The following is a 20,838-nucleotide window of genomic DNA, read 5'->3' on the forward strand; positions in this document are numbered from 1 at the left end:
ACCGGCAAGCATTTAGCAAGCTCTCTCGGAGCATGCAGGCAAAATCGAACCAGCTTTTCGTCTTTTTCGCGAAAAAATTTCCTCGTCATATTCCGGCATTGGCGCCGATCGTCGCACTCGGCCGTTTATTCGGTCTTCATCGACCAATTCGTTCGGATTCCATTCATGTGGAGCGGGTATAGTCACATCAGACAGCTTAGCGATCCGTAAGGAAGGCCGACACCCAGGATAGATCAGCCTTCCATTCGTCAGACGCGGCTCTGGCGAAGGAGATGATGATGGAACATGATGAAAGCTTGAAAGTTGAACGGCGGCAATATGCTCGAAAGGCGCTTCTGACCGTTGCCGTTTGTGCCGCTCTTGCAGCCTTCGCTGCATGGCTGATCCAGCCGGAAGCAGCCTCTGCCAAACTGCATGAGCATTCCACGCAGCCGGCGGCATCCACTCTTTCGCTTTAGTCAAACATGACGCGGAATGAAGTTTCCCTCGATTAGACAAGCGCATAGTTTTCCCTGATCGCTAGCGAAACGCCGGGAAACGTGGCCGGGATCTTGCCCGACATCCCTTGATCACCATCCGGCCCATAGCCATGCAGCCGCTCCCCATCATCGCGGCCATTGCAGTCTATTGACATCCAGCACATTCATTGGCCGGCGAAGTCTGCTCCTGAAATGATATTTCAGGAGCGCCTATAATTACTGCGCCTAGCCTCTTGCGTCGCTGCGGATGCAGCATTTTATAGAAATATTTTCTCCGAAATCCCCTTAGATTGGTAAACGAGCGATCGCCTGCCGCCCCGTTACCAGATATTGTCGATCAAGGTACTAGACAATCGGGATTCGACGGACGTACACTTGATAGATGAACGCGCACCACAGCAAGAAGGCGATTACGGTCTTGATCTCAACCGGAACGGCCACTCCACTGATGGCTCTCTCTTGGATATGGAGCTGACGAATGCTGTATGATCCGAAGGTGTCCCAATCGCGCTGGCCATTGCCGTTTCGTCGGCAATCATGGGAAACGATAATTGGTCTTGTCTCTGTGATCCTCCTGGTCGGGATTATATGCTCATACCTGCCCAGCGCAGGCATCGTCGAGCGGAACGTAGCGGTAGCCTCTTCGAATCATTCCGAACATTAATGGGCTGACGCTGCCCACCCGCAGCGAATCGGAAGCCTCCAGCGGATGGTATCTCGTATCCATCTGAGCTTGCACTTAGTTGATACAGCAACGAGCGCGAGTATTGACTGGCAGTGCAACGGCAACCCGTTGCGACGGATGCACCAGCAGTTTTTCCTCGACGAAATAGGCAGCGATGCCCTCATATCTCCGCTGCGAAATGGCTACTGAACGGGGTGATCTCCGGTATTTCCGATCAGAGCCCGCACACATCGGACTTTGGTCCGAATAGCTGTGCGACCCTCGCCCCAACTCACCCGACTGAAGTCCAAGGAAAGGAACAGATAGGGAGGAAGCTCTGTTTTACCGACAGCTCCGTCATTGACGGATCAATAGAAGGTGAAAGGAGATTCTGATGAAAACGAAAGTACTTAGTGTTGCAGCACTCGCGCTCGGCCTCACCGCCGGATGTGCTTTTGCCCAATCGTCGACCGTCACCGGCGCTGCAGGTGGCGCAGTCACGGGGGCCGTCGTTGGCGGTCCGGTCGGAGCCGCCGTGGGCGGCGTGGCCGGCGCCATCGTCGGTACTGCCATCGATCCGCCGCCGCAGAAGGTGGTAACCTATGTCCGCGAACAGCCTCTGCCTGATGATGGTACGGTTGTCCAGGAGCGCGTGGTCGTCGGCCGGTCATTGCCGGACACGATCGTTGTTCAAGCCGTTCCGGAGAATCCGCGATATGCCTATGCAATCGTCAACCACGAGCGCGTGATTGTCGAACCTTCGTCGCGCAAGGTTGTCCAGATTCTGAACTAACTGTCCTGGAGAGCGGAAAGCCGCTCTCCAGCCCTCCCACCGCTCACAATTGTTGTTTGCCTATCGCCGGGTCGAACAGCGTCTGGGGCGGAAGGCTCGACCCGGCGATAGAGCCGGCGGGCGGACCGGCTAGGGTATGGCGTTCGCTGACGCCAAACTTGTGAACGATGAGCGTTTAAACCTCACCACTAAAGTCACCCGTGACCGCCACGCTCACTCCAATTCATTGAAAAACGCAGCGTCTTCAGTTGACAATCGCCGTAACGGTCTGTGACGGGGCTGAGATTTTTGATCTCCTCTCCAGCGCATCACGGACTTCCTCGATTTTTCCGCTTTTGGTTCCAACGCCGAGAATGCTCTTTGCCTCCGCAAGCGTCTGGTCCGTCACCGGTTTGTTCGACAGTTGCGCCAGCGCCGAACGCAAAGCATCGTCACTGAGGGCCGGGTCCGTCGGAACAGCCGCCGTCCCGTACTGCATTTCGAACTCTGCATATGCCTTCACATAGGCCGAAAGCGCCGCGATCTTGGGATCTTTCGAGTTCAAATAGGCATGGTAGTTTCTCCTCAGCGAGGCGAGCCGACCTTCATCGAGCCTTGCGGCTTGCGTCTTCGAGCTCTTGCCATGTGCTTCGGAGCGTTTGTCATGACGCGTTGCCAGCAAGGTCGATGCCGCAACTTGCGTCGTCGTCGCGTTTACGGATGTGGCAGCTGCATCGTTGCTCTCCGACTTTTCATGACCGGAGTTTGCCTCACCATGACCGCCGCCATTGCCGTTACCGCCACCGTTTCCACCCTTGGCAAATGCCGTCTGCGTGAAGCCGACGGCAGCTCCTCCCATGGGAATAACTGTCAGCACCAGGCCGATGCCTGCGGCGCCAATAACGGAACGGATTTTCATGCACCCCTCTTTCACAAGACATCCGTCGCCTGCGACGGCCGTATCCAGCAAATCATTGCGCACTTACAATATTGCTCAAATCCTGTGTTTCTACACCGGTCGGACCTATGCCTTGGGTATTAGGACCATAGTCTGATTGATCACTCCCGATGGTCTCCTGGATTGCCTGGGCCACGAAGCGATGCCATCTTTGCGAGACAAGGCGACCGCCGTCAGTGTCGCAAGAGTTGACACTTCACTTCGCTGGGATAGCTATAGGGGGTTGGGAGATCTGTGCTGACGATGCCGGTTTCGCGAGCTAACGATAAATACAAGTTATCTCTGGCAAGTCGTATCGAACGCTGGAATTCTCAATCCTTGGCCAGGCAGTTCCTGCTTGCCGGCGGCGTGCTGGCGATCTGTGCCATGCTCGTTGTCGGGTCCTTCGTCGCCAGCCTGATCGAAAATGCCGTGACACGCAATTCCGCGGCAACGACGGCCCTCTATGTCGATAGCGTCATCGCCCCGCTTCTGCCGGACATGCAAACCACCCGGGTACTCGACGACACGGTAACGCGGGCTCTTGACGAGACGCTCGGCCAGGGTGCGCTTGGCACACGGCTGTTCTCCTTCCGGCTATGGCGCAGCGACGGAACGATCCTCTATTCCAACAACAAGGATCTTTCCGGCAAACGGTTTCCACTCTCGGACAGCCTCAGGTTGGCGTTTTCCGGACGAATGGTCGCCAAATTCAACTGGATCGATGATGTCGAAAGCACGGCCGAGCGCAATAGCGGCAAGCCGCTGCTGGAAATCTACAATCCGGTGCTGCAGCCCTGGTCGGGCAAGGTCGTCGCCGTCTCCGAGTTTTACGAGGTCGCCAACGATTTCGAATGGAGCCTTACTCAGGCCCGCCTGCTGAGCTGGCTCGTCGTTGCCCTGTTTACGCTGACGTTCTTCGCACTTCTGTCGATCATCGTCCTGCGTGGCAGCCGCACTATCGACAATCAGCGCAAGGCGCTCAACGGTCGCATCGGCGAATTGTCGACGCTTCTCCTGCAGAATGAAGCATTGCGCGCCCGCGTTCAGCGCGCGACGCAACGCGCAGCCGCGCTGAACGAGAGCTATCTGCGCCGTATCGGCGCCGACCTGCATGACGGCCCCGCCCAATTGGTCGCCTATGCTTCATTGCGCCTGGATAGTCAGACCCTCATCAATCCCGCAGCCACGTCGAGCGAACGTGAGGCATCACTGCGCGCCATCAAGTCAAGCCTCGACGACGCCATGACCGAAATCAGGAGCGTCTGCAGCGGATTGATGCTGCCCCACATCGAAACCGACAACCTGACCGATCTCCTCAGACGCGCAATCCGCGCCCATGAGCAGCGCACCGGCGTCACCGTCAAACTTCATGCGACCACGACCCCGCTAGATCTTTCCACTTCCGCAAAGATATGCGTCTATCGCTTTGTCCAGGAAGCGCTGAACAACGGCTATCGTCATGCCGGCGGGGTCGGACAAAACGTCGTGCAATCCCTGGAAGACGGCCAGATCGTGATCGAGGTTGCCGATGAGGGGCCCGGCTTCGAGGCGAAGGATGTCGGTCCACAGAAGCTCGGCCTTGCCGGTCTCAGAGATCGGGTCGAAAGCCTCGGCGGGACGTTCCAGCTTTTATCATCGCACCAGGGAACAACTGTTCGCATGTCCCTGAACATCGAGGAAATGGAGCAGGCATGACAGCTGTAATCAGCTTGGCGGTCGTGGACGACCACCCCCTTTTCAGGGAGGGCGTCATTCGAAGCCTGACCGAGATGGATGGGTTCAGCATTGTCGGTGAAGGCAGCAGTAAGGAAGACGCCCTGCGCATCGCAGCGGAACACCGCCCGGACGTTCTTTTGCTCGACATCTCCATGCCTGGAGGAGGACTGGATGCCGTCTCTCAGATCATGCACCGGTTGCCCGATCAGAAGATCGTGATGCTGACGGTCTCAGAAGCAAGTGACGACGTGATGGCGGCACTCAAGAGCGGTGCAAAAGGTTATGTCCTGAAAGGCGTTGGGGCCCGGACACTTGCCGATATCATCCGCAGCATCGCCACCGGCGACAGCTATGTTGCGCCAACCCTCTCGGCGCGTCTGATTTCGGAAAGCGGATCGGCGAGCGAGATCAATCCGTTCAATGCGCTGACGGATCGGGAACGGGAAGTGCTGGAACTCGCGTCTGCCGGATTGAGCAACAAGCATATCGGCTTGAAGCTCGACCTGCATGAGAAGACCATCAAGCACCATATGACCCAGATCTTTGCCAAGCTTGCCGTCAGCAACAGAACGGAAGCCGCAATGGCGTTTCGTGACGAGCTAGAGAAACGGCGTCAGTGAAGGAATGATTTGAGCCTCTGCTCGTCCGCCATCGTCGCATTGCGATTGACGATTGTCCGCCCCCTCGAATCCCTCATCACATAACGTCCGCCCCGTATGTCCTCGCTCATGCCATCCTTGTGGCGAACTGTGAGGGAGCCGGTACCGTTGCCGACATTAGCGGGCTGGTCGGAATCGACTTGGCTTTGCGTCACGCTCTTAGTGCTGGATGATTGGCCGTTGGCAGCGCCGTTTCCATTGCCGTTATTGTTGGCATTACCATTACCATTGCCGTTTCCGTTATTATTTCCATTGCCGTTGCCACTGTTACCGCCTCCGTTGCCACTGTTACCGCCGCCGTTCCCGTTGCCTCCGCCATTGTCATTTCCACCACCGTTGCCGTTGCCGCCGCCATTCCCGTTCCCCCCTTTTGCCTCTACGACTTGCAGCGCAAATCTTGCGGAAACGCCGTGAATTTTGAGCGTGTAGGGGAGCGTTGTAGCGACCAAAGCCAACAGCAGGTATGGTAAACCGGCAATAAGCTTTCGACGGAATAACATCTGTAGCCTCCTGAGGCTTCCGATTGGCTCCGGTGCCGAACACCCATCGCGCTCGGGCTCCGAGCGTCCGCGCCAATTGAAGGTTCCGATCCCATATCAAATCGCCGCAACATGGCGAGGGGTCAAGTCCAATCAAACGGAAAGCCCACTCCTTGGACTTCAGCGATCACGGCCAAGACCTTGCGCCGACGGACCATCAGACCAACGTCTGAGAACAAGATGGACCGAAGCCCAATTGCATGATCGCGTCATTGAAAGCAGTGTCGCCTGGTCGATATCACCTCGGTACACACTGTAGCGGGGCCCACGCAATCGAGCTGACGGAAGGAATACAGCGATGACCCAGCACTGGAGGACATTTCTGGCCCGCTCCGCTCCGCCGGGCGCAATATCGGATTTCTCCGCAACCGAATTCACTCTCGGTGTTGCAATCAACTTGCGGTACTGCCTGAACCTCGTCCGGCCGACGCCAGAATGTATTGATCTCGCGGAACTTGTTCTGCTACGTGCCGCAAATTATGGCGAGGCCAGAATGGGCCTCAAGCCGCAATTGTTTGCAGAGGCCGAAAACGCGCTTGCCCAGGCAACGCGGCTACTCGAGATCGAACTTGAATATTGCTGGGTGCAAGCTGCGAAAGAGTGCCGCATTCGGGCTGCCTGAAATTTTCGCGAGGTTTTTTCTGCGATGAGAGAGGAAAACCACTGAGCGGGCCGTCCGCATGGATACCTTCTACATGCGGCCCCGCGGTCGCTGCCATTTCCGCGTGATCTGTCAGGAGCATGTGCTCGGCTCGAAAACCGAGCGGTCATCTTCGATGGGAGAGGCTGGCCCGACCACGGCGATGCTTAGCGCAAAATAGCGCTTCAATCGGCTGCTGCCTCTGGGAAAAGGCGTCGATGGTTGCCGCCCCTTGAACCCTTTGCGGCGGCGCATACCGGAAGGTATGCGCGCGAAAATGAAAACTCAGTTGCCGCGGGCGCCGCTGACGGCGTAGGGGATATGCGCGCGCGAAATGCCCAGATCGCGAAGGACATGATCGTCGAGGGCGGAAAGTTCGCGTATTGCTCTGCGCTCTTCGCTGAAGCGTTTAATCTTCTGAAATATTCTCATTTTAGCGTCTCCTTTGTTTGCTGCGCAGGAGATAAGCATTTACCCGCCTAAATAAAATGCACATGCCTGCAAGATAGCCATGCCGCTTTTGCAAAGCTCAAAGCGGCGCCACTCTTTACCGGCTGGCTGTAGCCTGTCGTGCCAGCGATTGGTCTCCTCGATCTCACGCCAATCATGGCCGTTGGGCGTAACTGCACCCTGAGGCTTGAATTTGGGGCCAACTGATATTGAAATAGCTCTATGACCCATTACCGTGACCCCGACCTCACTGATCGCGCCTACATCGGCGCGACGACCTACCACGCGATCAAGCGCTACTTTGCTCATGCGGAAGGATTGCCGGCCGGGTATGACTTCGAGGCACGTTACCGTGCCTATCTCGGTGAAGCATTGGAAGCACGAGATCGGAAAGCTTTTTCTCGGGCTACGATGCGCCTTTTCGCAAGCCTGAGAAATGGCCATACCTCCTTTTGGGACGAAGAATTGGCGCAGCAGACAGGACCGATGCCGTTCAGGATAAGACGGATCGACAGTCGATGGACGGTCGTGCGATCAAGGATGGCTGAGCTATCCCCTGGTGACGTGGTGACCATAGTCGACGGTAGACCTGTCGATGAATGGCTTGAGAGTGCGCGCGAACATATTGGTCAATCCAGCATCGCGGCATTGGATTGGATGACATGGCTCCGCCCATATCTGCTGCCACAACGTTTTACGGTCGGCACGGATGATGGCAGGCAAGTGCCGATCGATTTGACCGAACCCCTAGCCGGACCTGAACGCGGACCACCGCTTGCAACCGACGTTGAAACCGTCCAACGCAAAGACGGCGTGGTGGTGATCCGCATTCCAGGCTTTGATGACCCGAAATATGAGGAAGCCGCCATTACGGCCATTCGAGGCGTGGAAAATACTCGCCCCATCCTCCTCGATCTGCGCGACAACAGCGGCGGCAGTTCGCCAGGCAAGCTGCTGTCGGCGATTATGACCAATCCCTATCGCGGTACGTTGGTATCTACCCCTATGACAATTGCCAAGTCCGATGCTTCGAACTCCTTCAACGGCAGCATCCCGGCATTGCCCATAACGATGATGCGAAGCGGCCCGGATATAACGCTGCCTTTCACAGACGCCTGGAAGGGGAAGATGGCGCTACTCATCAACGGCGGCAGTGCTTCGGCATGCGAAGATTTCGCCTTACGCTTCAAGGATGGCAAGCGTGGCCTCGTGTTCGGCGAGCCTAGCTTCGGATCGACGGGACAGCCATACTTTGTGCGGTTTCCCGAGTTTGGTATGTCGTTCAGGGTATCCACCAAGCGCGAATATTTTCCCGACGGTCGCCAGTTCGAAGGCGTCGGCGTAGAGCCCGACGTGTCTATTCCTCTGACGCGCGACGAATTGAGGAATGGGATCGATATTCAGCTCGAGCTTGCCGCCAAAGCTGTGTTGGCCGAATGACGGGCCGGCGGACGGAAGTTCAGCCGTGGCAAGGACCGGCTGCCGGAGCTCTGGCAGACAGGCTGGTGGCTTTGTGCCTTACACCGGACATCGCACCCATCTGTGTATCGGTTGGAAAATGCTCGAAATAGCGAAATAGCGGGAAGTACTTATACGATTTCCACCCTGCGCATCTTTAAACCTATGAGCGCAATGCCTACGTGGTCTACCGTTATGTCTATCAAGGCAACACCGATGTGAGACCGCATCAAGACCACGCCCTTCCTCAGTGGGGACTGAGGGCAGGCGGTCATTTTTCCATGTAGTGAGCAACCCAAACCTTCGACACACCCTTGGTGCGTCGACCGCATAGGCGCGCAATCTCCCCGTCTTATCAACCAATACCAACCGGGCGGCTGTCGGGTGGACGAACCCGTGCGCCCTAGGAGAGAAGAGATGGAAGCCCTCACCAATCTCAGTCCGATGGAATGGCTCGCGATCGAAATCGCCGTTCCCGTTATCGTGTTGGCAATATTCTTTCGATGGAGCGGCGTGGTCCGCTATATTCCCAATGACAGGCTCGGCATTCTTGAAAAGCTGTGGAGTTTTCGTGGCTCGGTCAAGAATGGCTTCATTGCACTCAACGGCGAGGCCGGCTTCCAGCCGGATGTCGTGCGCGGCGGCCTGCATTTCTTCATGCCGTTCCAATATTCGATGCATCGCGCCAATCTCGTGACCATCCCGCAGGGCCAGATCGGCTATGTCTTCGCCCGTGACGGCAAGCCGTTGCCGCCGACCCAGACGCTTGCCTCGAACATAGAGGCCGATGATTTCCAGGATGTGCGCGGCTTTCTCATCAAAGACGGACACAAAGGCCCACAGCGCAAGATCCTGCGCGAAGGCACCTATGCCATCAACCTCGCGCAGTTCATCGTGCTGACGGCCCAATCGATCTACGCCGTCAATCTCAGTTCATCGGAACAGACGCTGTTTGCTGACATGTCGACGCTGATCACCCAGCGTGACGGTTTCGAACCAGTCGTCATCCATGACGCCGAGGACATGATCGGCATCGTGACCATCCACGACGGTCCGGCACTGCCCGACGGCGAGATTATTGCGCCTACGGTCGCCAACGATCCGAAAGATCTGAATTTCCATAACAATTTTCAAGATCCTGAGAAGTTTCTCAATGCCGGCGGTTATCGCGGCCGACAGCTGCAGGTGCTTGCCGATGGCAGCTATTTCCTCAACCGTATCTTCGCGACCGTCGAACTGGTCGACAAGACGATCATCGGCGTCGGTACGGTCGGCGTCGTGGTTTCCTATACCGGTCGCCGGGGCGACGATATTTCTGGCCAGGCCTATCGCCATGGCGAGCTTGTTGAAACGGGTGCACGCGGTGTGTGGTCGACGCCGCTTCTGCCGGGCAAGTACGCCTTCAACACTTACGCCGGGAACATCGTCATCGTACCGACCACCAACTTCGTGCTCAAATGGACCAAGGAACAATACGGCGAGCACCGTCTGGACGAAAACCTGTCCGAAGTATCCCTCATCACCAAGGATGCGTTCGAACCTATGCTGCCGCTCTCCGTCGTCGTCCACATCGACTACATGAAGGCTCCGCTCGTCGTGCAGCGCTTCGGCGATATCAAGCGCCTGGTCGAACAGACGCTCGATCCGATGGTCTCGGCCTATTTCAAGAATATCGCCCAGACGAAAACCTTGATCGAACTGTTGCAGGAGCGCAGCGAGATCCAGCGCAAGTCCGGTGACGAAATGCGCGAAAAATTTTCCTCCTACAGCCTCGAACTGCAAGAAGTGCTGATCGGCACGCCGCGCGCCAGCAACGGCCAGAACAGCATAGAGCAGATTCTCATCCAGCTGCGCGAGCGCCAGATCGCCGTTGAGAAGGTCGAGACCTACAAATTGCAGGAGGCAGCTGCAATCCAGGAACGTACGTTGCGCGAGAAGGAGGCGCTTGCCGAACAACAGGCCAAGATCACGACATCCGCGCTCACCATCGAGATCAGCGAGAATGAGGGCAAGGCGCAGCTTGCCCGTACCCGCCAGCAGGCGGAAACCATTCAGGTCACGGCCAAGGCAGAGGCCGAGAAAGTGCGCCTCGCAGGTCTCGGCGAAGCCGACCGGATCAAAGCCATTGCGCTTGCAGATGCAGAGCGTATCAGGGCAACCGGCCTTGCGGATGCAGAGAAAGTGCGCGCCGTTGGCCTGGCGGAAGCGGAAGCCACCGAGAAGAAAGTCGCGGCTTTCGGCGGCCCGGACTATCAGCTCAACTCGCAGGTTCTCATGCGATTTGCCGAGGCGATCGAGAACGGCAGGCTCCCACTCGTGCCGCAGATCCAGGTCGGCGGTGGTGTCGGAGAAAAGGGCGCTCCCAACGGTCTTGTGGAAATGATGCTGTCGATGCTGGTCGCCGACCGGCTTGGGCAGCAGGGTTCGCCAACCGTTGTGCCCGCGCCGATTAAGCAGGATTAATCGCAGACGGGCCGGCGATGCCGGCCCGTCTTGCGTCATGAGATGAGCATGAGGCGGCAGGCCCGATGGCTAGATCCGTGAAATCACAAGAAGTCGCGCGGACAATGTCCGCGCGACACTTAATTCGACTTCAATCTCGCGAATACCGATTTTCGCCGCTATCCGCCATGGGGAAAGGTTAGCAAAACGGTCAACCCTCCCCCTGGCGTTTCTCCAAGTACGACCGATCCGCCATGGGCATGGATGACCTGTGCGACGATTGCGAGCCCCATCCCCGTGCCCTCGGCTTCCGCACTGGCCCCTCGAACAAAGGGGCGCAACACCGCTTCGCGCTCTGAGGTCGGAATTCCGGGACCGTGATCAATGACCTTCAGCTGATGAGCTTCGAGCACTTCAACGACAATTATATCAGCACTTGGAGCATGCCGGAGAGAATTGGCAATCAAGTTATCCAGTGCAACACGAATTGCCGCTTCCGAACCGGAAATAGCGACTTTAGCCTTGGGAGCGCGCAACTCAATCTCGAGCCCCTGCTTGATTGCCCTGGGCACATGTTCGGTGATGACCGAGCGCGCGATCGCAGTGAGGTCGACGGACGTGAAGGCAAAAGACTGTCCAGAGAGGCGGGCAAGCTGCAACGACGTTGTGACGATGGAAGCAAGACGTGTCGCGTCGCGGATCAGCGGCTCTCTGACTTGCGGATCTTTCACCAAATCCAGCTTGATACGCAGCTTGGTCAAGGGCGTCCTTAACTCGTGGGATGCGCTTGCAAGGAAATTACGCTGCGCCTCGAAGGCGGCATCGATCCGCGTCAAAGCGGTATTGAATGCCGCGACCATCGGCCTGAGCTCGGCTGGAGTATCAGCGTCAGGAATTCTGCGACCGTTGGGAAGGCCATCGATCTGTGCGGCGGCATCGACGACGCGTCGGACAGGGGTCGCAATGGTGTGCCTGATGGCGATTGCCGCAATCGTCACCGTCGTCACCAATACGAGACCGAGAAGATGGTAAAGGCCCTGCGGCCACACCGCCCAAAGCGTCGCGAAGATCGTCTGAAAATTCGAAAAGGATATGCCACCCAAGGCAATGACGACACGCGGATCACTGTCATCCACCAGTCTAAGGGCGAGAAATCGCTCTTCACCGGCGGTATAGTAGAATTCGGACGCGAAGATTTCCGAAGGGGCAGCCTTGATGATCTGATCGACCGAGGAAGGTATGGTTCCATGAGAGACAGTTTGGCTTCCATCGCTCACCAGATACCAAAAAGACGGTTCCGCATTGGCGAATCCCATGATGGTTGCGGGGATACCCTTCTGCTCCAAGACGAGCCTGCCGTTGCTATCGTACGCCCTTCCAGATTGCAGGAGCTTGCCCACGACATCGGCATTCATGCGCTGCTTGGTCTTCACATTCGTGCTGAGGAAAACGCCCAATGTCAAAACGGTGCTCAGCACCATGACGCATGCCATGCCAACGATGAGCAGGCCCGCCACCGGAAGTGCGATCGAACGCTTCGGCCACTTCATTCTTGCACCAGCATATAACCGATCCCGCGAATGGTACGGATGTTGACGTCGCAATTGGCTTCGCGCAGCCTGCGACGCAGACGAGAAACATGCGACTCGATCACATTCGATTCTATTTCGTCATCGACGCTGTAGGCTGATGCCTCCAGCGTACTGCGCTCGACCACCCTGCCTGCCCTGCGTATCAGCGCTTCAAGAATGCCGAGCTCCCGCCGCGGAATATTGAGGACGACTTCGCCGATCATGGCCGAGCGATGGTTGAGGTCGAAGATCAGGTTTCCAAACTGGGTGCACCCCGTTTCGTCGAGATTGTAGCGGCGCAAGACGGCCCTCGCCCGTGCCACCAGCTCCATGGGTTCGAATGGCTTACCGATATACTCGTCCGCCCCCTTGTCCAGCGCCGCGACGATATCGATGGGATCATCCAAGGCCGTCAGGATCAAGGTTGCGGGTCGCGGCCGCAACTGACGCAACACGGGGAGCAAGGAAAGCCCGTCACCGTCTGGAAGATGACGATCGATGATGACGAGATCGAATTTGAAAGCAAGAAGCGCGGCCTCCGCATCACCAACCGTCGCAAACGTATCAGTCACCCCGATCGAGGTTTCCATCATAGCCTTTAGAGACGCGGCGAGTTCGAGATCATCTTCAACGATCAGAATATGCATGTTTTGCCTAAGTAAAGTTCAGATATGGGCCAAACGCCGATTGGCTCCCACACATAGTGGAAGGGATGCGGCATTCTAGCTCTTGCGCCGCGATCCAGCCAAGGTGCGAGAGGGAGGGCTTCCGCATCCATTGCAGATCACTTTCAATAATCGTAGTTTGGCGCGTCGATCGATCTGTCCATGCGACGCTCGCGCATCATGTCGATGCGCTGCTTGCAAACGGCAAAAGCCGTTGTCCCGCGTTCAAAACCGTACTCCTTACAGCGGTCACCATCTTCGACGGACTGGCAGCCGGAAAGATACACGGATAGGGCGACTGCTAACCAATAACGCATAGGGAAACCTCACGATCTTCTATTGAATTCAATGCACCACACATGCGATGCGAACATTACGATACTCTTACGGGTCGGAAACGATCGCTCCCGAGCAGTTCCGTCAATTCAAAGGCTTAGCCGGATTGGGCGTGGAGAGATCTGATGCCAGGGGTTCGCGGACTCGCGCGCCGTGGTCTGCCCATGATGGGGGTGCGCCGAAGGACGCGGCGATCGAGCCAGCGATGCCTGGCGCGCGACCAAAGGTTTCGCACAAGGGGGAGCCCGGCTTGCCGCCAAGCGCAGTGCGAATCTCATATACCGAGGGGAGACGAATATTCAGCCCCTTGGGCTCCTTGCCTGTGATGATCATTCTGGAGAATTCGCTTCCGAACGCGGCCGCCAAATCGTAGGCGTCTCCAACCCTTGAGACGCGAGCCTCGCTCGTAAAGGAATTCGCGCCACGAGACCAAACTATAGCGGCACGCTGAACGCCGGCACTGTCTAACGCCTCCGCTTCCATCGCCAGTCCGCCAAGCCCCAAGGGAAGACGCGGAATTTGCACGGGCAAAGCAATCGAGCTGCCGATCGAAATCGCCTTTGCTGCTCCGGCTACCGCAGGCTGCGTGGGCACGATGTCGGTAATCACCGCCTTTATCGTGAGATCGGGCGATCCGCCGATTGGAACGATTTTATATTTTTCGCTCATCGTAAAGCAAATGGCGCGATCAATCGCGTTCGAGACCAGCAGCCTATCGTTTGAATTCTGAATTCTTCGTCCGGCAGAAAACGTCAGGGTTGTCGGCCAGATGGCAACCGTTTTGATTTCCTTCAGCCGATTGCCATCCAGGTAGGTTCGCGATTTGGAAAATCGCCCCTTGGCTGCACCGAGATTGCCATAGGAGGACAGTGTCCCTCCTTCCTTCAATGGCACCGAGCTGCAGCCGCTGGTGATCGTCAGAATTGAGGCGGTCGCCAAGGTAAGTGTACGAGCAGACATTGATCGCACAACAGCTGCTTTCTTTGAATAGCCAGCTACTGTAATCGGGCGCATATAATGCAACTCCTTTGTTAAAGTTGCATCCCTTGTCCTGTTCCATCCTTGTGAAAACCTTACGGATTCGGCCCGTCCCGTTTATTGTCTTGCAACGGTCCTTCACTTGAAGATCAATATGGCAATCGGCCCTCCTAACAGGGCACCTACTATGACCGATGATAGAAGGTAGCGTGCGATAATACGAAGAAGGCACCTGATATAGTACATTTGATGATATCCAGCCGCGTTGCGATCCACTTGCGCGCACGAGATCGCGCGAAGTGTCGATCGAGGCGAAGTCGAAGCATTGAATGCCTTTGCACGGGAGCTCGAAATATCCGAGTTATCTGTCTTTCCCGTTTGGCGCACACGGTTGGTAGGTATCCAATATTACCGCAATCTTACCGCACCCTGTAACGCGAACGGCGTCGCAATTGGCGATCATTGCGTCCTGGGAATGCGCACCGTGGTGCTAACCCTGGACGAGCCAGCCACTTACCGGGACGCCGCGAGTGAAGCACATGTGCTGACGGCTCTCGACAAGCTTGTCATCTCGTCGATTTTATTCTGTGCTCTCGGCTTTCTCGTTCGCCTCGAAAATAGGGCTGCGATATGAGATCCGGAGAGCTGCCGGTTACCGGTCATTTCCCTGAGATCATGCTGCAGGCAGTCGAGGCGGTCTCGATAGCAAAATGCAGAGCCGGGGGCGCCAGCTTCAAATATGTATAAGCTGACTTCGATGCAGAAGGCTTGTCAGCTTAAAGTTCAAGTGCCATTGGTCTGAGAACGACGGGTGACGATAAGCAGCTTTCACATGAAACTCGACGCAATCGATCTGCGCATACTGGATGCCATTCAACGCGATGGCCGCATTACCAAGCTCGCGCTTGCCGACAAGGTCGGATTATCCCCTACCCCGTGCTGGCTGCGCCTTCGAAAGCTGGAAAAGGCCGGGATCATCACAGGCTATCATGCGCATCTGTCGCTGCGGCGCCTCGCCCCGATCGCCAACGTCATGGTGGAACTCACCCTCGCCAACCATCGCCAGGCCGATTTCGAGCGGTTCGAACGCGCGGTTGCCTCGACCCCGGAAATCGTTGCCTGCTGGGCCGTCGGCGGCGGCGTCGATTATATTTTGAAGATCATGGCGGCCAATATCGACGCTTACCAGCGTTTGATCGACGAGCTCCTCGATCGCGACCTCGGGATCGAGCGCTATTTCACCTATATCGTAACCAAGACGGTGAAAGAGGAGACGGTGCTGCCCGTCATCGATCTGCTTTCTCCCGATGTGCTCGGCGACGAATAGAGAAACTCTCTACTAACACCTCGCTCTTTAGGGCCTTTCTCTCTTCTGCCTGCCAGCAATGGACAATCTCTCGCGGTGTTCCGTGCCAGCATTGGAGCATCTGGAACGAGAGACCCGACCATGACCGCGCTCCACGCCCGCGCCACCTATCATGAAGCCCTTTCGCGGTTGAACGACCGTCATCTCCTGCGAGACCTCTCCTATGTCGCTGGCCGTTGGGTCGCGGGCAAGGCCAATCAAAGCTTCGAAGTGACCGACCCGGCATCTTCCGCGACGCTCGCCTGGGTTTCCAGTCTCGACAAGCAAGAGACCATCAACGCCGTCGACGCCGCAGCGGAGGCTTTTGTCGCCTGGCGCTCGCTGCTGCCGCAGCAGCGGTCAGCGATCCTGCGCAGATGGCATGACCTCATGCTGGAGGCACGCGAGGATCTGGCGCTCATCATGACGCTGGAACAGGGCAAACCCTTGGCCGAATCGCGTGGTGAGATCGATTATGCCGCGGGCTTCATCGAGTGGTATGCCGAGGAAGCCAAGCGCATCAACGTCGAGAGCGTCAGCAGTCATCTGCCCGACGCCGAAATGTTCGTTCGCAGGGAGGCCCTGGGTGTCGTCGGCATCGTCACGCCCTGGAATTTTCCCGCGGCGATGATTACCCGCAAGGCGGCCGCGGCCCTTGCGGCCGGCTGCACCGTCGTTGCCCACCCGTCCTCCGAAACGCCGCTGTCGGCGCTGGCGCTCGCCGAACTTAGCGAACGCGCCGGCCTTCCCGCCGGCGTGTTCAACGTTGTGACCGGCGATGCGGCAACCATCGTCGGGGCCTTCTGCGACGATCCGCGGGTCAGAGCATTGAGCTTTACCGGCTCGACGGGCATCGGCAAATTGATCGCCGGCCAGTGCGCCGCAAGCATGAAACGGCTTGTCATGGAACTCGGCGGCCATGCCCCCCTGATCGTTTTCGACGACGCCGACCTCGATCGCGCCGTCGATATCGCCGTCAACGCCAAATTCGCGACTTCCGGCCAGGATTGCCTCGCGGCCAACCGCATTTTCGTTCAGCGCTCGATCATGGACGCTTTCGTTTCTGCCTTCGCCAAGCGCATCGAAGCCCTTAAGGTCGGAAACGGATTGGATCGTAGCGTCGAGATCGGCCCGCTCATGCACGAACGCGCCGTTGCCAAGGTCGAGGAACAAGTTGCAGACGCCTTAAAGCGTGGCGCACGGCTGGTCACCGGCGGCAAACGCCACGCCGCCGGCCCACTCTTCTTCCAGCCGACATTGCTCGCCGATCCCGCGCCGGATGCCCTGATCATGCATGAGGAAACGTTCGGACCTGTCGCCGCCGTAACCTCCTTCGATACCGAAGACGAGGTCGTCACACGGGCGAACGACACCGAATACGGCCTGGTTGCCTATGTCGTCACGGCGAACGGCGCTCGCCAGATGCGGCTTGGACGGGCACTCGAATACGGCATGGTGGCCATCAACCGCGTGAAGATTACCGGCGGCCCGATCCCATTTGGCGGCTGGAAACAATCCGGCCTCGGCCGCGAAGGCTCCCGCCACGGCATCGAGGCCTTCACCGAGCTCAAGTATCTCTGCGTCGACACGACAGCCTGACGCTCCCAATAGAAAAGAAGGAACCATAACATGTTGGACAAGCGCAACGAACTCAACGCCTGGGACCGGGACCACTTCTTCCATCCCTCGACCCACATGGGAATGCACGCGCGCGGCGAAACGCCGACCCGCGTCATCTCCGGCGCTGAGGGCGTTTACATTACCGATACCAACGGCCGGAAGAGCCTCGATGCCTTTGCCGGCCTTTACTGCGTCAATGTCGGCTATGGCCGCCAGAAGATCGCCGACGCGATCGCCGAGCAGGCAAAGAACCTGGCCTATTACCACGCCTATGTCGGCCACAGCACGGAAGCCTCGATCACGCTTTCGAAGATGATCATCGACCGCGCGCCCGAAGGCATGAGCCGCGTCTACTTCGGCCTTTCCGGCTCCGATGCCAACGAGACCAACATCAAGCTCATCTGGTACTACAACAATATTCTCGGTCGCCCGGAAAAGAAGAAAATCATTTCCCGTTGGCGCGGCTATCATGGCTCCGGCGTCATGACGGGTAGCCTCACAGGCCTCGAACTCTTCCATAAGGCTTTCGACCTGCCGCGCGCGCCGATCCTGCATACCGAAGCGCCCTACTACTTCCGCCGCGCAGATCGCTCGATGAGTGAGGAACAGTTTGCGCAGCATTGTGCTGACAAACTCGAGGAAATGATCCTCGCCGAAGGTCCGGAAACGGTCGCAGCCTTCATCGGCGAACCAATCCTCGGCACCGGCGGCATCGTTCCGCCGCCGAAGACCTACTGGCAGAAGATCCAGGCCGTCCTCGACAAATACGATGTCCTCCTCGTGGCCGACGAAGTCGTCACCGGCTTTGGGCGTCTCGGCTCGATGTTCGGCTCCGATCACTACGGGATGAAGCCGGACCTGATCACCATTGCCAAGGGCCTGACCTCGGCCTATGCGCCACTTTCGGGCAGTATCGTCTCCGACAAGATGTGGCAGGTGCTCGTGCAAGGGTCGGATCAGCTTGGCGCGATCGGCCATGGCTGGACCTATTCCGCCCATCCGATCTGCGCAGCCGCTGGCATCGCCAATCTTGAACTGGTCGATGAACTCGGCATTGTCGAAAACGCGGGCTCGACCGGCGCATACTTCCGCTCCGAGCTTGCCAAGGCCGTCGGCGGCCACAACCACGTCGGCGAGGTCCGCGGCGATGGGTTGATGGCAGCCATCGAGTTTGTCGAGGACAAGGACGACCGCAAGTTCTTCGACCCTGCGCAGAAGATCGGCCCGCAGGTGGCGGCAGCGCTGCTCGAGCGCGGCGTCATCGGCCGTGCCATGCCGCAGGGAGACATCCTCGGTTTTGCGCCGCCGCTCTGCCTGACCCGCGAGGAAGCCGATACCGTCGTCAAGGCGGCGGCTGGCGCCATCGACAGCGTGCTTTCGAAGCGCTGATCCGATCCTTGCCGGTATAGCTCCAGGCAATCTATGCGGCGATGACGCGGCCCGTTGTTGACAAGGAGCCGCGTCATCGCATTCGGTCGTCGCCATCCCGCGGCGAATGGTGTACATGGATTCCTGTAATTGTACCGGATCAATCCATGTATCGTCATGATTCAAAAGACCAGGACAATGGTGCCTGGAAACCCGTCCTTCAGCATCGCAAGGGCGTCACCAAGCACAAGCTGCTTACCGACAAGATCATCGCGGACATCGATGATGGCATCCTGCCGGTGCACACGCAGATGCCGACGCATCGCGATCTCGCCCATTCGCTCGGAATCTCGGTCCAGACCGTGAGCCTGAGTTACAAGGAAGCGGAGCGCCGCGGCTATCTGCGCGGCGAGGTCGGACGCGGCACTTTCGTGCGCAGCCGCGTCACGGAACGCGCCGACAGCTTCATGCTCGATCGCGATCCGAGCGGCAGCGCCGATCTCTCCATCATCCGGGCCGTCTACACCGAGGCGCATGAGCGATCGGCCAGGGAACTCATGCAGGCGCTTGCCGAAAGCGACAATAGCAGCTTCATGCGGCCTTGCCGGCCAATCGCCGGCCTCGATGCCCATCGCGCCGCAGCACAGGTCTGGCTCTCGGGCCTGTCGGTCAAGGCGGATGCCGATCGGATCTTGATCACGAACGGCGCGGCGCACGGCCTCTTTCTTGCCGTCGCCTCGGTCGTGCGGCCGGGCGAGGTGGTGCTGACCGAAAACCTGACCGATCACGGCATCATCGGCCTTGCCAATGTTCTAGGCTTCACCCTGCGCGGCCTTCCGACAGATCATGAGGGTATCTTGCCGGATGCCTTCGAGGCCGCCTGCGCCATCGGCGACGTATCGGCGCTTGTCATCGTCTCCTCGCTCGGCAACCCAACAAGCCATGTCATGGGGGCCGAGCGCCGGCGCGCGATCGCCGACATCGCCCGCCGGCACGGTGTCTTCGTCATCGAGGACGAAGTTTACAAACCGATGCTGCGGGAAGCGCTTCCCTCCATGCCCGATCTCATTCCCGAGCTCGGCTTCTTCGTAACCAGCTTTACGAAGTCCGTGATGACGGGATTGCGCATCGGCTATCTCGTCGTGCCGGCCCATTACTCGATCCGCGCCGCGTCGATCCTGCGCGTTACCGGCTGGAGCGCCACCAATGTCGTTGCGGAAATGGCATCGCGCTGGGTGCTGGATGGGACGGCGCAAGCACTGCTTGCCGTCCAGCGAGGCGAGGCCGAGGCCCGACAGATGATCGTCTCCGAGGTGCTGGCCCCATTCGTTGCCGGCAGTCATCCGCTGTCGCTTTGCGCGTGGCTTTCGCTTCCGGAGCGCTGGACGGAGGAGGGTCTGGTACGGGCACTGGCCCGCAAGGGCGTCGCGGTGACGCCGTCCGATCCCTTCGTCGCCGGCGCAGAGCGACCGGGCGGCGGCATCCGTATCTGTCTGGGCGGACGCCTGTCTCACTCCGCCCTTCGCTCGGCGCTGGAAACCGTTCGCGGCACCTTCGAACAATTACCGCCCGTCTTCGACGTCGGCTCGATCGTCTAGAGCACGTCCATTTTACTCGGGGTCATATCCGCATGCCATGAAGTAGTTGGCGCATTCTTGGGGTTTGAAGAGCGCAACGATCTCGCCGACAGTGTCCCATAGTGCTTCGACGGTGCGCTTTGCTCTGGCTCGCAGGAGCGCTTTGAACTTGGAGAAGGCCTTCTCGATGGGGTTGAAGTCCGGGCTATAGGGTGGGAGGTAGAGTAGCTGGCAACCGGCCACTTCAATAGTCTGCCGCACGCCTTCGGCTTTATGCGCAGGCAGGTTGTCCATTACAATAATGTCGCCGGATATTAGTGTTGGTACGAGAACCTGTTCGACATAGGCTCGGAACGCTATTCCATTCATTGCGCCGTCGAGCACCATAGGCGCAGTCATCCCCGACAGCCTCAACGCACCGGTAAAGGTCGTCGTCTTCCAATGGCCATGCGGGATCGCAGCACGACAACGTTCTGCGCAAAGAGACCGTCCGCGAATCCGGGACATTTTGGTGCTCAAGCCGGTCTCATCGATGAAGACAAGCCGGTTGGGATCGAGATCGAGTTGACCCTCGAACCAGTCCCGACGGCGCTTCAAGAGATCGGGGCGTTCTTGCTCC

Annotated in this window: 19 protein-coding genes; 11 read left to right on the plus strand and 8 right to left on the minus strand. The window is 58.1% G+C overall.

Annotation, left to right across the window (positions count from 1 at the left end):
- Positions 1-272: 272 nt before the first annotated feature.
- Complete coding sequence (locus tag BJ928_RS15645; RefSeq protein ID WP_147413912.1) at positions 273-458, plus strand: hypothetical protein; 186 nt, start codon at positions 273-275, stop codon at positions 456-458.
- A 32-nt stretch (positions 459-490) separates the two neighbouring features.
- Here BJ928_RS15645 and BJ928_RS38825 read toward each other — a convergent pair whose 3' ends face one another.
- Positions 491-634, minus strand: coding sequence for a hypothetical protein (locus tag BJ928_RS38825; protein ID WP_156151435.1), 144 nt, complete (start codon positions 632-634; stop codon positions 491-493).
- Between the two features lie 903 nt (positions 635-1,537).
- Between BJ928_RS38825 and BJ928_RS15655 the strand changes: the two genes are divergently transcribed.
- On the plus strand, positions 1,538-1,936 hold the full coding sequence (locus tag BJ928_RS15655) for a DUF1236 domain-containing protein (protein ID WP_047630413.1): 399 nt from the start codon (positions 1,538-1,540) through the stop codon (positions 1,934-1,936).
- Between the two features lie 244 nt (positions 1,937-2,180).
- On the opposite strand, the gene BJ928_RS15665 is transcribed toward BJ928_RS15655, so the two are convergent.
- Positions 2,181-2,834: a hypothetical protein gene (locus BJ928_RS15665; protein WP_047630414.1), complete on the minus strand. Its 654-nt coding sequence runs from the start codon at positions 2,832-2,834 to the stop codon at positions 2,181-2,183.
- A 282-nt stretch (positions 2,835-3,116) separates the two neighbouring features.
- Between BJ928_RS15665 and BJ928_RS15670 the strand changes: the two genes are divergently transcribed.
- On the plus strand, positions 3,117-4,550 hold the full coding sequence (locus tag BJ928_RS15670; protein WP_052227571.1) for a sensor histidine kinase: 1,434 nt from the start codon (positions 3,117-3,119) through the stop codon (positions 4,548-4,550).
- Positions 4,547-5,191, plus strand: a complete 645-nt coding sequence (locus BJ928_RS15675) for a response regulator transcription factor (RefSeq protein WP_047630415.1) — start codon at positions 4,547-4,549, stop codon at positions 5,189-5,191. Before BJ928_RS15670 ends, BJ928_RS15675 begins: the two co-directional genes overlap by 4 nt.
- Here BJ928_RS15675 and BJ928_RS38830 read toward each other — a convergent pair.
- Complete coding sequence (locus BJ928_RS38830) at positions 5,185-5,730, minus strand: hypothetical protein (RefSeq protein ID WP_047630416.1); 546 nt, start codon at positions 5,728-5,730, stop codon at positions 5,185-5,187. The genes BJ928_RS15675 and BJ928_RS38830 overlap by 7 nt on opposite strands.
- Positions 5,731-6,067: 337 nt before the next feature.
- Here BJ928_RS38830 and BJ928_RS15685 point away from each other — a divergent pair, with 337 nt between their 5' ends.
- Positions 6,068-6,391, plus strand: coding sequence for a hypothetical protein (locus tag BJ928_RS15685; RefSeq protein ID WP_047630417.1), 324 nt, complete (start codon positions 6,068-6,070; stop codon positions 6,389-6,391).
- Between the two features lie 303 nt (positions 6,392-6,694).
- On the opposite strand, the gene BJ928_RS15690 is transcribed toward BJ928_RS15685, so the two are convergent.
- Positions 6,695-6,841: a DUF1127 domain-containing protein gene (locus tag BJ928_RS15690; protein WP_082011810.1), complete on the minus strand. Its 147-nt coding sequence runs from the start codon at positions 6,839-6,841 to the stop codon at positions 6,695-6,697.
- Between the two features lie 240 nt (positions 6,842-7,081).
- On the opposite strand from BJ928_RS15690, the gene BJ928_RS15695 reads away from it, so the two are divergent.
- Entirely contained in the window at positions 7,082-8,299 is a 1,218-nt protein-coding gene (locus BJ928_RS15695) for a S41 family peptidase (protein ID WP_047630418.1), read from the plus strand.
- A gap of 435 nt (positions 8,300-8,734) precedes the next feature.
- Entirely contained in the window at positions 8,735-10,780 is a 2,046-nt protein-coding gene (locus BJ928_RS15700; RefSeq protein ID WP_047630419.1) for a flotillin family protein, read from the plus strand.
- A 158-nt stretch (positions 10,781-10,938) separates the two neighbouring features.
- Here BJ928_RS15700 and BJ928_RS15705 read toward each other — a convergent pair whose 3' ends face one another.
- The 3 genes from BJ928_RS15705 to BJ928_RS15720 all read right to left on the minus strand — a co-directional run bounded on the left by BJ928_RS15705 (position 10,939) and on the right by BJ928_RS15720 (position 14,345).
- Positions 10,939-12,159: a HAMP domain-containing sensor histidine kinase gene (locus tag BJ928_RS15705; protein ID WP_183079414.1), complete on the minus strand. Its 1,221-nt coding sequence runs from the start codon at positions 12,157-12,159 to the stop codon at positions 10,939-10,941.
- A 146-nt stretch (positions 12,160-12,305) separates the two neighbouring features.
- The gene (locus BJ928_RS15710) at positions 12,306-12,977 is read right to left on the minus strand and encodes a response regulator transcription factor (RefSeq protein ID WP_047630420.1); all 672 of its coding nucleotides are present in this window, start codon (positions 12,975-12,977) and stop codon (positions 12,306-12,308) included.
- Between the two features lie 438 nt (positions 12,978-13,415).
- Complete coding sequence (locus tag BJ928_RS15720) at positions 13,416-14,345, minus strand: DUF3313 domain-containing protein (protein ID WP_082011811.1); 930 nt, start codon at positions 14,343-14,345, stop codon at positions 13,416-13,418.
- A 796-nt stretch (positions 14,346-15,141) separates the two neighbouring features.
- Between BJ928_RS15720 and BJ928_RS15730 the strand changes: the two genes are divergently transcribed.
- The 4 genes from BJ928_RS15730 to BJ928_RS15745 all read left to right on the plus strand — a co-directional run bounded on the left by BJ928_RS15730 (position 15,142) and on the right by BJ928_RS15745 (position 20,240).
- A complete protein-coding gene (locus BJ928_RS15730) occupies positions 15,142-15,636 on the plus strand; it encodes an Lrp/AsnC family transcriptional regulator (RefSeq protein WP_047630423.1) in 495 nt (164 codons plus the stop codon).
- Between the two features lie 120 nt (positions 15,637-15,756).
- Positions 15,757-17,253 carry an NAD-dependent succinate-semialdehyde dehydrogenase gene (locus BJ928_RS15735; RefSeq protein ID WP_047630424.1) on the plus strand — a complete coding sequence of 499 codons (1,497 nt, stop codon included), beginning with the start codon at positions 15,757-15,759 and terminating at the stop codon, positions 17,251-17,253.
- Positions 17,254-17,283: 30 nt separating this feature from the next.
- Entirely contained in the window at positions 17,284-18,663 is a 1,380-nt protein-coding gene (locus BJ928_RS15740) for an aspartate aminotransferase family protein (RefSeq protein ID WP_047630425.1), read from the plus strand.
- 146 nt (positions 18,664-18,809) lie between these two features.
- Complete coding sequence (locus BJ928_RS15745) at positions 18,810-20,240, plus strand: PLP-dependent aminotransferase family protein (RefSeq protein WP_047630426.1); 1,431 nt, start codon at positions 18,810-18,812, stop codon at positions 20,238-20,240.
- A 12-nt stretch (positions 20,241-20,252) separates the two neighbouring features.
- Here BJ928_RS15745 and BJ928_RS15750 read toward each other — a convergent pair.
- Positions 20,253-20,838: IS630 family transposase (locus BJ928_RS15750; protein WP_120296564.1), on the minus strand; the 586-nt coding region annotated here is incomplete at its 5' end.

This window comes from Rhizobium sp. WW_1, from assembly GCF_003610155.1.
Taxonomy (GTDB): Bacteria; Pseudomonadota; Alphaproteobacteria; order Rhizobiales; family Rhizobiaceae; genus Rhizobium; species Rhizobium tropici_A.